Genomic DNA, 12,300 nt, shown 5'->3' on the forward strand with positions numbered 1-12,300 from the left:
GCCGCCGCCGCCGCCGCCGCCCTGGACCGCCTGCGCGACCGCTCCATCGATGTGCAGTCCGCCTTCCATCGCCAGATGCTGGCCATCGCCGAAGCCCTGTCGCCGGAGGAGCGCGCGGCGTTCCTGGAGGCGCTGGACCGGCCGCGCGGCCCCAAGCCGGACGCGCCCCCGCCACGCTGACGCCGCGCTGCACCTTGCCGGGGTGCGCTTTACGCTACGCCACCGATCCGTTTTACGCTAATATAGCGAATGTGCTGGATTGAGGAGGGCGTGGCCATCGCGACTCACTGTTGCATATATGCCGCGAAGGCAACTTTCCTGCAACAGGTCTCGGGTTTGTCGTGAGTCCCCGCTGTTTTTCTGCTACCAGAGAGAAACTGCCTAATTGACTGCAATCAAAGCAGAATTATTTAGGCTTGCAGGTTATCTAAAACAGCATCAGGGGTAATGGGCTATGGCTACAAAGGCTCGTTTTCTCGCCGCAGCGCTGATCATGGCTGTGCCGTCGGTGGCACTGGCGCAGCAGTCGGGGCCGTATGTCGGCTTCGGCTTGGGCGGGAACTATCTGGAAGATTCCGACATCTCCGGCAGCGGTGTGAACACCGACGCCGAATTCGAATGGGGCCCGATGGGCGCCGCTTCGCTGGGTTACAATTTCGGCGGTCCCCGCCTGGAGTTGGAATTCAGCTACCGCGTGAATGACGTCGACCAGCTCGGCGGTGGCGCCGGTTCCGGCGAAGGCCGTGCCGCGGCCCTGATGCTGAACGCCCTGTACGACTTCAACATGGGCGGCTTCAAGCCGTATCTCGGCGTCGGTATCGGTGGCGCCAGCGTGAAGTATGACGGCGTTGGCCCGATTGCCGGCAGCGCGATCAACGATTCCGACATCGTCCTGGCCTATCAGGGCATTGCCGGCGTCGGCTACGCGCTGACCCCGCAGCTGGACCTGTTCGCCGATTACCGCTACTTCGCGACCCAGGATCCGGAATTCTCCGGCCCGACCGGTTCGGTGGATGGCGAGTACACCGCGCACACCGTGATGGTCGGCCTGCGCTACACCTTCGGCGCGCCGCCGAAGCCGGCCCCGGCTCCGGTCGCCGCTCCGGCCCCGCAGCCCGCTCCGGCCCCGGCCGCTGCTCCGGCTCCGCCGCCGGTTCCGCGTAACTACCTGGTGTTCTTCGACTTCGACAGGTCCGACCTGACCGGCGACGCCCGCCAGATCGTGAAGCTCGCGGCCGACAACGCCAAGAAGGGCGGCATCTCCCGCCTGCAGCTCGTCGGCCACGCCGACCGCTCCGGCCCGACCGCCTACAACCAGCGCCTCTCCATGCGTCGCGCCGAGACCGTTCGCGGTGCGCTCGTCCAGGAAGGCCTGACCCAGGGCCAGATCGGCGTGGAAGCCCGTGGCGAGACCGATCCGCTGGTTCCGACCGCCGATGGCGTGCGCGAGCCGCAGAATCGCCGCGTGGAAATCATCCTGCAGTAATCCCGCAGGATGGGGGCGTCCTTTCGGGGGCGTGTTCCACGGCAAGAGACAAGACACCCGGCCGAGCGATCGGCCGGGTGTTTTTTTATGGCTCGTGATGCAAGTGAAGGCGCAATTGCCGCTCGACGGCGCCCAGCGTCGCGGCATCGATCCGGCCGAGCGGATCGGCCTGGCGCGCTTCGATGGTGGCGATCTTGACGGTGCGGATCAGTGACGGGGCGGGCAGGCCAGCCGCGCGATACCCATCGATCAGCGCTATATCCTCGGGCCATCGCCGATTCTCGGCGCTGGTGATCATGACCACCCACAGAAAAGCCGCCTCTGATCCGATGGCGCCGTCCGACACCACCAGCGCCGGGCGATGCTGGCGCGCCGCCTTGTCGGTGTAGGGGAAGGGGACCCGGACGATCGTGCCGCGTTCAAAGCTTGCCATAAGCCCGCTGATCCGCCGCCGACTCCCATTCGCTGAAGGTGCCAAACGGATCTTCCGCCGTCTGCCTTGATGCCTTCCGCAAAATCACGCGTTCCCCCTCAATCTCGTAGATAAGCTCATCGCCTTCGCGCAAATGCAGCGCCTTGCGGACGGGTTGGGGAATTGTCGTTTGGGCCTTGCTGGTCAGCTTGCTGATGATCACGATGTGCCTCCCGATATCATTTAATGTAAGAATTTTCCTTACCGCTGACAAGAGGCCCTCATGAACGTCGTGATGCTGCTTTACCCGCGCCTGACCCAGCTTGATCTGACGGGTCCGTTCGAGGTGCTGTCGCGCTTCAAGGAGCTGACGGTGCATCTGGCCTGGAAGGATACCGCCCCGGTGGCTGACGGGGCCGGGCTGCGGCTGCTGCCGACCGTCGCCTTTGCCGATTGCCCGCAGGCCGATATTCTGTTCGTGCCGGGCGGACCGGGGCAATTGGCGCTGATGGAGGATGCCGAGGTGCTGGATTTCCTGCGTCGCCAGGCCGCGGGCGCGCGCTACGTGACGTCGGTATGCACCGGCTCCCTGGTGCTGGCGGCGGCGGGGCTGCTGACCGGCTACCGGGCGACCTGCCACTGGCTGTCGCTCGACCAGCTCGGCTATTTCGGGGCGGTGCCGGTGGCGGAGCGGGTGGTGATCGACCGCAACAGGGTGACCGGCGCCGGGGTAACCTCCGGCATCGATTTCGCGCTTACCCTGATGGCGGAGATTTTCGGCGAGGCGCGCACCAAGCGCGTGCAGCTGGCGATGGAATACGATCCCGCGCCGCCCTTTGCCGGCGGGTCGCCGCGCAGCGCGGAAGCTGCCACCGTCGCTGGCGTAGAAGAGAGCACAGCCGCCTTCCAGCGGCAGCGTCAAGAGGTGGCCCGTAAGGTCGCCGCGACGCTCCAGCCATGAAAAAAGGCCGGCTCCCTACCCTTGGGTGGGGACCGGCCTCATGCCGCGCCTTTTGCGGGTTCGCTCAGCGGGTCTTGGCCGCCGTATACTGGCAGACGGCCACGCCATGCGCGGCGGCGGTCGGCTGCACGGCGGCGAATTCCTCGAAGCTCTTGGCCTTGCTTTCCATCAGATGGGCGAATTTCTGCGCCGCCGACCCGCAGAATGCATCCAGCTCCGCCAGGCTGCGCTGCGAGGCCTCGTTCGCCATGCGGGTGACGAAGCCGTTCAACTCGGCGCTCGACTGGCCACCATAGACCCGGCTGAAATACTGCTTCAGCGATTTGCCGGTCGTCGCCATCTCGCCCTTATATTTGGTGACCACCGCATTGTAGCTGGGGCGCTGATTGCAGCTCAGCGCCGCGATCATCAGCTCGCTCTGCAGCACCCGGGCTTCCAGCGCAGCCCGTTCCTTCGGCATGGCGCAGGCGGCGAATACCGTCTGCGGTACGCCCATCGCCAGCACCGCGACCAGCGCGATGGCAGCCTTATGCCGTGTGGAAATTCCCCCCATGGTCCCCTCTCAAGCCCGCCCCGGGCCGCTTGCGAACGCCGATGGGCCGCCGCAGCGACGCCTAATATTTGCCACTATGCCATCCTCAACACCGCCTCGCAACCCATTGAGAACACATAAAACAACCGCACGGTATCGGAGTGCGGGATTGTTGCATGGCTGCCTCACCTTACCGCAATGCGGCAGGGCTGGCGAGGCCGGGCGGGGGCCGCTAGACTTTCTCCGACAAACGCCCATCAGAGGCAAGAAGAGGAGAGGAAAATCATGCGGTTGAAAGACAAGGTCGCCATCGTCACCGGCGCCGGTGCGGGCTTCGGGGAGGGCATCGCCAAGCTGTATGCCAAGGAAGGCTGCAAACTGGTGGTGAACGATCTGAGCGAGACCGGCGGCCAGCGCGTCGCCGCCGAGATCGACGCGGCGCACGGCAAGGGCAGCGCGATCTTCGTGCGGGCGGACATCTCCAGGGATGCCGAGGTGAAGGCCCTGGTCGACCGCGCGCTTGCCGCCTTCGGCCGACTCGACATCATGGTCAATAATGCCGGCTACACGCACAAGAACAAGCCGATGCTCGACGTGACGGAGGAGGAGTTCGACCGCTGCTTCGCGGTCAACGCCAAGGCGATCTACCTGTCGGCCAAACATGCCGTGCCGGTGTTCCGCAAGCAGGGCTGGGGCGGATCGATCATCAACACGGCGTCGACCGCCGGGCTGCGGCCAAGGCCGGGGCTGACCTGGTATAACGGCTCCAAGGGCGCTGCGATCACGCTGACCAAATCCATGGCGGTCGAGCTGGCGCCGGAGAAGATTCGCGTGAACTGCCTGTGCCCGGTGGCCGGGGAGACCGGCATGCTGGCCGATTTCATGGGCGAGGACACGGCGGAAAAGCGCGCGAAATTCGTTTCGGTCATCCCGATGGGGCGTTTCAGCCAGCCGGCCGACATTGCCAATGCGGCGCTTTTCCTGGCAACCGACGAATCTGAATTCCTCACCGGCCTGGCGATGGAGATCGATGGCGGGCGCTGCGTTTAAGAAAGGGTGCCTTACATCTGGCCGGTGGCGCTGAAGGTGACGACGATGTCGGCGGCCTCGCCGCTGGGATTGACGAACTCGGTGCGGAAGCCGGTGATGCCGCCGGGTTCCAGCGTCGGCGCGTCGGCCTCGAACAGCCAATCCTGCAATTCCTTGCGCTCGGTGCTGCGCAGGGCGGCGCGCATCATCGGCACCGGCTGGATGTCCTCGCTCAGATTGGCGATCTCGCCTTCCACCACCAGGATCAGCGCCTGGCCTTCCAGCAGCCGCTCGACGCGGACATTGCGGATCAACAGCCCGTCGCCGGGAACCGGCACGGCCAGGCCGATCTTCTCATAGGCGAGGGCCGCGGGCGGCCAGGCGGCGACGATCTGCTGCCGCCCCATATAGCCGCCCGCCACCAGCCCGACGATCAGCAGCAGGATCAGCAGCCAGCCGATGCGGCTTGGCTTCTTGGTTTCCGGCGGCACGCGCGGCAGGCGCGGGATGCGGGGATGACGCGGCTCCTCCGCCTCGCTGTCGAAGCGCGCGGCCCCGGCCATGGCCTGGTCGAAATCGTCGGCGGGGGGCTCGGGATTCCAGGGCTCCTCCTGGAACGGTTCGTCCTGCGGCGGTTCGGGCGCGTCGAGATGGGCGAAGGGATCGGCGGCCGGCTCCGGCGCGGGCTCGGGTTTCGGCGGCGGCGCTTCCGCCTTGGGCGGCTTGGCGACCACCTTCACCGGCGGTTGCGGCGGATGCGGGGATTCGAACCAGGTATTGCCGCATTCCTTGCAGCGCACCTTGCGTCCCGACGGGCCGAGCTGCGCTTCGCTCAGGGCATAACGGGCGGAACATCGGGGACAGGACAGGATCATGGACGGCGCGGCCTCGTTGCGTGCTTAGCTTGTACCGTGTCGGCGGGGGCGCTGACAAGCAAGCCGGCCATCGGGCGTGCGATCCGCCAGGGTTATCCCAGGGTTATCCCAGGGTCATTGCTGGGCCATCGCTGGACGCTGCCCCCCGCCCTGTGCCATCTTGCCGCCTCTTTGCCGGGAGAGAAGGACGGTACGGCTTCGATGCCGCGCCGGCCGCAGAAAGGGCTGTAGAAACAGTGGTTCGCTTCGAGAAGGTTGGGATGCGCTTTCGCGACGGTCCGACCGTGCTGGAAGAGGTCAGCTTCTTCCTGCAATCCGGCTCCTTCCACTTTCTGACCGGTCCCAGTGGCGCGGGCAAATCGACGCTGCTGAAGATCATCTATCTGGGGCTGAAGCCGACTTCCGGCCGGGTGCGGCTGTTCGACCGCGACGTGGCCGGCATCGCGCGCGCCGAACTGCCGGCGCTGCGCCGTAAGATCGGCGTGGTGTTCCAGGATTTCCGGCTGCTCGGCCATCTCTCGGTGCTGGACAATGTGGCGCTGCCGCTGCGCATCGCCGGGGCGAAGGAAGCGCTGATCCGCCGCCATGTGCCGGAATTGCTGGATTGGGTCGGCCTGGGCGAGCATGTGAACGCGCTGCCGGCCACCCTGTCGGGCGGGCAGCAGCAGCGCGTCGCCATCGCCCGCGCGGTGATCGGCCGGCCGAAGCTGCTGCTGGCCGACGAGCCGACCGGCAATGTCGACGACCAGATCGCCATGCGCCTGCTCTACCTGTTCGAGGAGCTGAACCGCATGGGCACCACGGTGATGATCGCCACCCATAATCAGGGGCTGGTGGATCGCTTCAGCTACCCCCAACTGCATCTGCGCGGCGGCCGGCTGATCGGGCCGGGCGGCGACAGCGCGGCGGCCTGAGGGGAGCGAGCGATGTTCTGGCGCCGCCATTCCGATCTGCCGCTGCGGGGCGATGCCTCCAGCCGCTTCCTGCCCTGGATCGTCGCGGTCATGGTGTTCCTGGCGGTGCTGGCGGTGGCCGGGCTGCTGGCGGCGCAGAATGTCGTCGGGCGCTGGCAATGGGCGCTCTCCGGCACGCTGACCGTGCAGGTGCCGCCGCCGACCGACGCCAAGACCGCCGCGACGCTGGAAGGGCGGATCGGCCAGATCGTCGATCTGCTGCGCCGCACGCCGGGCATCGCCTCGGCCACGCCGCTGTCGGAGCCGGAGACGCGCGCGCTGCTGGAACCCTGGCTGGGGGCCGGCACGGCGATCGAGGAATTGCCCCTGCCACGGCTGATCGACGTGACGCTGATTCCCAATGCCGGGGTCGATTTCGCCGCGCTGGAGGGCCGGCTGGCCGCGCTCGCCCCCGGCGCCACGCTGGACGATCATGGCCGTTGGCTGGGCGACCTGGTGCGCCTGGCGCAATCGGTCGAGGCGGTGGCCGCCGCCATCGTGGCGCTGGTGGCGCTGGCCGCCGTGGCCGCCGTGGTGTTCGCGGTGCGCACCGGGCTTGCGATCCACCGCGAGGTGATCGACGTGCTGCATCTGATCGGCGCGCGAGACAGCTATATCGCGCGGGAATTCGCCCGCCAGGCCTTCACCCTCAGCCTGCTGGGCGCGCTGCTGGGCGCGCTGCTGGCCGGCGGGGCGCTGGCGGTTTTACAGCGCATGGGGCAAGGGCTGGACGGCGCGCCCGCGCCGATGGCCGGCATGCTGAGCTTGGGACTGGAGATGGCGGATTGGATTTTGTTGGCCACGGTTCCGCTGGTCGCGATCCTGTTATCGGTTATAACGGCTCGACTATCCGTTATTCGGGCGCTGTCGCGTCTCGTCTGAGGAGGCCCTGTGTCGGAGCCGAAACGTCGCTTCTTTCCCCCCCGGCGCAAGCCGCGCTGGCGCGGCCTGGCCGTCGCCGGGACCATCCTGCTCGCGCTGTGGATCGGCGGGCTGTTCCGCTATGCCGGAGAGATTCCCGAAGCGGTGGCCGATCCGGCGCGCGCCACCGACGCCATCGTGGTGCTGACCGGCGGCGCCAAGCGGCTGGAAGCCGGGCTGGAGCTGCTGCACCAGGATAAGGGCCGGCGGCTGCTGGTGTCGGGGGTGAATCCCGGCGTGACCCGCGAGGCGCTGGTGCAGCTGACGCCGAAATGGAGTGCTGCGCTGAACGACCGCATCGATATCGATTACAGCGCCGACAACACCATCGGCAACGCCACCGAGACGGCGTTGTGGATGCGTAATAACGGCTTCGCCTCGCTGCGGCTGGTGACCGCCAGCTATCATATGCGCCGCAGCCTGCTGGAATTCTCCACCGCCATGCCGGAGATCGAGATCGTGCCGAACCCGGTCTTCCCCGAGGAATTCCGCGCCGAGGCCTGGTGGCGCTGGCCCGGCACGGCGGCGCTGATCTTCAGCGAGTACAACAAGTTCCTGATGGCGCGCCTGCGCCTTTATATCGCGGAGAAGATACGGCAGGCCGACGCATGATGTGGGTCCGCTCGCTGCTGTTCAACGCCAGCTTCTATGTCTGGACCGCGCTGGTCGCCACCGCCGGCCTGCCGCTGCTGGTCTCGCCGCTGCTGGTGCGCGTCGGCCAGCGGCTCTGGGCGGTCGGCGTGGTGGTGCTGCTGCGCGTCTTTGTCGGCGTGCGGCACGAGATACGCGGGCGCGAGCATCTGCCCGACGGGCCGTTCATCGTTGCCGCCAAGCACCAGTCGGCCTGGGAGACGATCATCTTCTTCCTGCTGCTCGACCGGCCGGCCTACATCTTGAAGAAGGAGCTGCTGTCGATCCCGCTCTATGGCTGGTACGCGCTGCGCGGCGGCCATATCGCCATCGACCGCAAGGGCGGCGCCAAGGCGCTGCGCCAGCTTGTGCTGGACACCCGGGCGGCCGCCGCCCTGGGCAAGGTGCCGGTGATCTTCCCGCAGGGCACGCGCACCGCGCCGGGGGCCGACGTGCCCTACCAGGCCGGCATCGCCGCGCTGTATCGCGGCATGAACCTGCCGGTGGTGCCGGCGGCGCTGAATTCCGGCCTGTTCTGGGGCCGCAACGCCTTCATGAAGACCCCCGGCACCATCGTGCTGGAATTCCTGCCGCCGATTCCCCCCGGCCTGGAGAAGGGCGCCTTCATGACCGAGCTGGAATCCCGCACCGAGGCCGCCAGCGACCGCCTGCTGGAAGAAGGCCGGCGGTAAGCGGGGCGGCGATGAGCTTCCGCCTTCCTGTGCGCAACCCTGTGAATAATGTGGATGGTGGGGGCAAAACCCATCCATCCACAGCACACGGGTTGTGGATAACGAGGACAAGTCCAATCTTTCAATGAGATGGGGTGCTTGGCCGTAAAACCTCATTGAGTACATAACAGGAACGTTTTTCTTTCTGGCCGATGCGGAAAGTGATAGGCTGAGGCCCGGATTCCTTCCTTCAAGGGCGTCACGATGGCAGGCATGGCGGCGATCTCGCAGCAGATCTGGGACATGAAGTACCGGCTGAAGGACGCCGAGGGCGCGCCGATCGACCGCACGCTGGAGGATAGCTGGCGTCGGATCGCCACGGCACTGGCCGCGCCGGAGGCCGACAAGGCGCTGTGGGCGGATCGCTTCTACGAGGCGCTGGAGGATTTCAAGTTCCTGCCGGCCGGCCGCATCATCGCCGGGGCCGGGACCGCGCGCAGCGTCACGCTGTTCAACTGCTTCGTCATGGGCACCGTGCCGGACGACATGGCCGGCATCTTCGAGCATCTGAAGGAAGCCGCGCTGACCATGCAGCAGGGCGGCGGCATCGGCTACGATTTCTCCACGCTGCGGCCCAAGGGCGCGCCGGTGAAGGGCGTGGGGGCGGATGCCTCGGGCCCGCTGCCCTTCATGGATGTGTGGGACGCCATGTGCCGCACCATCATGAGCGCCGGCTATCGGCGCGGCGCGATGATGGCGACGATGCGCTGCGACCATCCCGACATCGAGGATTTCATCGCCGCCAAGCAGGAGGCTGGCCGCCTGCGCATGTTCAACCTGTCGGTTCTGGTGACCGACCCGTTCATGCAGGCGGTGAAGGAGGATGATTCCTGGGATCTGGTGTTCAAGGGCACAATCTACCGCACCGTGGAGGCCCGCGCGCTGTGGGAGAAGATCATGCGCGCCACCTACGCCTATGCCGAGCCGGGCGTGATCTTCATCGACCGCATCAACCGCCGCAACAATCTGCAATATTGCGAAACCATCGCCGCCACCAATCCCTGCGTCACTGGCGATAGCTGGGTGCATACCGCTGCCGGGCCGTGCCGGGTGGCCGATCTTTGTGGCACGCCGTTCGACGCGCGCGTGGACGGCGTGGATTTCCGCACGGGCGAGGCAGGCTTCTTTCCGACCGGCGTGAAGCCGGTCATCCGGCTGCGGACGCGGGAAGGCTTCACGCTGACGCTGACCGCCGATCACAAGGTGCGGCGCGTATCGGTTAAGACCCGCTACCGTCTGGAAGCGACATGGGCGCCGGCGGGCGATCTGCGGCCGGGCGACGAGATCATGTTGCACGATCATCGCAGTGCGCCCGATTGGCCCGGCAGATATGGCGAGGAGGAAGGCTATCTGATCGGCCTGCTGCTGGGCGACGGCACATTGAAGGCCGACAAGGCGGTGCTGAGCGCCTGGCCAGGCCGCGAGGCGGTCAATGGCGGGGTCGAGCAGGCGGGCGTTCTGGCGGTCATGGATCGCGCGCTCGGCGCGGTTCGCGCCTTGCCGCATCGCGCGGATTTCCAAGGGTGGTTCGCCGTGCCGGGGCGTGGTGAATACCGGCTGGCGACGGCGTCGCTGCGCAAGCTGGCGCAGGATATCGGCATGGCGCCGGGCGCCAAGACGGCCACGGCCGGGCTGGAGACGACCTCCAGCGCCTTTCATCGCGGCTTCCTGGCCGGTTTGTTCGATAGCGACGGCAGCGTTCAAGGTCACCAGGGCAAGGGCGTCAGCATTCGTCTGGCGCAGAGCGATCTTGGCGTGCTGCGAGCGGCGCAGCGCATGCTCCTGCGTCTCGGCATCATGTCCCGGCTCTATCGCGACCGGCGGCCCGCCGGCTATAGCCGGCTGCCGGACGGTAGGGGTGGCTTTCAGCACTACCCCACGCTGGCGCAGCATGAATTAGTGATCGGCGGCGCAAACCTGCTGGCGTTCCATGAACGCGTCGGTTTTACCGACGGCGACAAGCGCGCGCGGCTGGATAGGCTGCTGGCGGCGTACAGCCGGACGCTGAACCGGGAGCGCTTCACGGCCACGGTCGCGGCGCTTGAACCGGCGGGCATGGAGCCGGTCTACGACGTTCAGGTGCCGGGGGTGAACGCCTTCGACGCCAATGGTCTCTATGTCCATAATTGCGGCGAGCAGCCCCTGCCGCCCTATGGCGCGTGCCTGCTGGGGTCGATCAATTTGGCGAAGCTGGTGCAGAACCCGTTCGAGGCCGGCGCGTCCATCGACATGGACAAGCTGGCGGCGCTGGTCGCGACCTCGGTGCGGATGATGGACAATGTCACCGACGTGTCGGGCTTTCCGCTGCCGCAGCAGCTGCACGAGGCCCAGGCCAAGCGCCGCATCGGCCTCGGCGTCACCGGCCTGGCCGATGCGCTGATCTTCTGCGGCGTGCGCTATGGCGGCCCGGACGCCATCGCGCTGACCGAGCGCTGGATGGGCGCGATCCGCCGCGCCGCCTACCTCGCCTCGGTCGAGCTGGCGAAGGAGAAGGGGGCCTTCCCGCTGTTCGACCGGGAGAAGTACCTGGCCGGGGAGACTGTCGGCGAGCTGGACGCGGATGTGCGCGCCGCGATTGCGGAGCACGGCATCCGCAATGCGCTGCTCACCTCCATCGCGCCGACCGGCACCATCTCCATCCTGGCCGACAATGTGTCCTCCGGGCTGGAGCCGGTGTTCAGCTTCGAATATACCCGCACCGTGCTGATGCCCGACGGCAGCCGCAAGGAGGAGCAGGTCACCGACTACGCGCTGCGCCTCTATCGCCGGCTGAAGGGCGAGAACGCCCGGTTGACCGACGCCTTCGTCGACGCCCAGCGGCTGTCGCCCACCGACCATGTGGTGATGCAGGCCGCCGTGCAGAAATATGTCGACAGCTCGATCTCCAAGACCATCAACATCCCGGTCGATCTGCCGTTCGAGCAGTTCAAGACCGTCTACCAGATGGCCTATGACACCGGCTGCAAGGGCTGCACCACCTACCGGCCGAACGAGATCACCGGGGCGGTGCTGCAGGCCAAGCCCGACACCACCGAGGGCACGCAGCAGCCGGAGCTGGCGCTGGACAAGCCCGAGGCGCGGCCCGCCGACATCTTCGAGGCCGGCGGCGTGGTCTACATGACCCAGCCGCTGAACCGGCCGGAGGAATTGCCCGGCAAGACCTACAAGGTGCGCTGGCCGGAGAGCGAGCACGCCATCTACATCACGCTGAACGACGTGATCCAGGACGGCCGCCGGCGGCCCTTCGAGATTTTCATCAACTCCAAGAACATGGAGCATTTCGCCTGGACTGTCGGACTGACGCGCATGATCAGCGCGGTGTTCCGGCGCGGCGGCGACGTCTCCTTCGTGGTCGAGGAGCTGAAGGCGGTGTTCGATCCGCGCGGCGGCCAATGGGTCGGCGGGCGCTACGTCCCCTCGCTGCTGGCCGCCATCGGCGATGTGATCGAGCGCCATCTGATGGATATCGGCTTCATCCCCCAGCCGGAGGAAAAGCGCCAGGGCCATCTGGCCGACCGCAAGGTGGTCGGCATGACCGACCAGCGCCTGCGGCAATGCCCGAAATGCGCCCAGCCCAGCCTGATCCGCCAGGAAGGGTGCGACACCTGCACCTCCTGCGGCTACTCGAAATGCGGGTGAGGGGGCGTTTGCCCCGCGATGCTTCGAGACGCCCTCTGACGAGCGCTCCCCAGCATGAGGGAGCTTGGCGCAGTCTTTCCGCCCAGATCTCGTCCTGAGGAGCCTGCGGGAGCAGGCGTCTCGAAGGACAC

13 protein-coding genes are annotated in these 12,300 nt (G+C 66.9%); 9 read left to right on the top strand and 4 right to left on the bottom strand.

The window, feature by feature from the left end:
* The coding region (locus AUP43_RS19150; RefSeq protein ID WP_198154776.1) for a hypothetical protein at positions 1-180 on the top strand (180 nt) is incomplete at its 5' end.
* Positions 181-454: 274 nt separating this feature from the next.
* Positions 455-1,486: an OmpA family protein gene (locus AUP43_RS01155; protein ID WP_084462401.1), complete on the top strand. Its 1,032-nt coding sequence runs from the start codon at positions 455-457 to the stop codon at positions 1,484-1,486.
* A gap of 85 nt (positions 1,487-1,571) precedes the next feature.
* Here the strand turns inward: AUP43_RS01155 and AUP43_RS01160 are convergent, their stop codons facing one another.
* Positions 1,572-1,919, bottom strand: coding sequence for a type II toxin-antitoxin system PemK/MazF family toxin (locus tag AUP43_RS01160; protein WP_067551454.1), 348 nt, complete (start codon positions 1,917-1,919; stop codon positions 1,572-1,574).
* Positions 1,906-2,121 carry an AbrB/MazE/SpoVT family DNA-binding domain-containing protein gene (locus tag AUP43_RS19155; protein WP_067551457.1) on the bottom strand — a complete coding sequence of 72 codons (216 nt, stop codon included), beginning with the start codon at positions 2,119-2,121 and terminating at the stop codon, positions 1,906-1,908. Before AUP43_RS19155 ends, AUP43_RS01160 begins: the two co-directional genes overlap by 14 nt.
* 60 nt (positions 2,122-2,181) lie before the next feature.
* Between AUP43_RS19155 and AUP43_RS01170 the strand changes: the two genes are divergently transcribed.
* On the top strand, positions 2,182-2,859 hold the full coding sequence (locus AUP43_RS01170) for a DJ-1/PfpI family protein (protein WP_067551459.1): 678 nt from the start codon (positions 2,182-2,184) through the stop codon (positions 2,857-2,859).
* 64 nt (positions 2,860-2,923) lie between these two features.
* Here AUP43_RS01170 and AUP43_RS01175 read toward each other — a convergent pair whose 3' ends face one another.
* Positions 2,924-3,412, bottom strand: a complete 489-nt coding sequence (locus AUP43_RS01175; RefSeq protein WP_067551462.1) for a hypothetical protein — start codon at positions 3,410-3,412, stop codon at positions 2,924-2,926.
* Positions 3,413-3,676: 264 nt separating this feature from the next.
* Between AUP43_RS01175 and AUP43_RS01180 the strand changes: the two genes are divergently transcribed.
* Positions 3,677-4,441 (top strand): SDR family oxidoreductase, encoded by a 765-nt coding sequence (locus AUP43_RS01180; RefSeq protein ID WP_067551465.1) that lies wholly within the window; start codon positions 3,677-3,679, stop codon positions 4,439-4,441.
* Positions 4,442-4,452: 11 nt separating this feature from the next.
* Here the strand turns inward: AUP43_RS01180 and AUP43_RS19340 are convergent, their stop codons facing one another.
* Entirely contained in the window at positions 4,453-5,295 is an 843-nt protein-coding gene (locus tag AUP43_RS19340) for a DUF3426 domain-containing protein (protein WP_067551468.1), read from the bottom strand.
* Between the two features lie 236 nt (positions 5,296-5,531).
* Between AUP43_RS19340 and ftsE the strand changes: the two genes are divergently transcribed.
* The 5 genes from ftsE (at position 5,532) to AUP43_RS01210 (ending at position 12,169) form a co-directional block, all read left to right on the top strand.
* The gene (gene ftsE, locus AUP43_RS01190; protein ID WP_157089178.1) at positions 5,532-6,209 is read left to right on the top strand and encodes a cell division ATP-binding protein FtsE; all 678 of its coding nucleotides are present in this window, start codon (positions 5,532-5,534) and stop codon (positions 6,207-6,209) included.
* Positions 6,210-6,221: 12 nt separating this feature from the next.
* Positions 6,222-7,130: a cell division protein FtsX gene (locus AUP43_RS01195; RefSeq protein WP_067551474.1), complete on the top strand. Its 909-nt coding sequence runs from the start codon at positions 6,222-6,224 to the stop codon at positions 7,128-7,130.
* Between the two features lie 9 nt (positions 7,131-7,139).
* Entirely contained in the window at positions 7,140-7,781 is a 642-nt protein-coding gene (locus AUP43_RS01200) for a YdcF family protein (protein WP_232314844.1), read from the top strand.
* Positions 7,778-8,491 (top strand): lysophospholipid acyltransferase family protein, encoded by a 714-nt coding sequence (locus tag AUP43_RS01205; RefSeq protein WP_067551477.1) that lies wholly within the window; start codon positions 7,778-7,780, stop codon positions 8,489-8,491. Before AUP43_RS01200 ends, AUP43_RS01205 begins: the two co-directional genes overlap by 4 nt.
* Positions 8,492-8,734: 243 nt before the next feature.
* Complete coding sequence (locus AUP43_RS01210; RefSeq protein ID WP_067551480.1) at positions 8,735-12,169, top strand: LAGLIDADG family homing endonuclease; 3,435 nt, start codon at positions 8,735-8,737, stop codon at positions 12,167-12,169.
* The last annotated feature ends 131 nt before the right edge of the window (positions 12,170-12,300 follow it).

The sequence above is a fragment of the Oceanibaculum pacificum genome, assembly GCF_001618175.1.
GTDB classification, from domain to species: Bacteria; Pseudomonadota; Alphaproteobacteria; order Oceanibaculales; family Oceanibaculaceae; genus Oceanibaculum; species Oceanibaculum pacificum.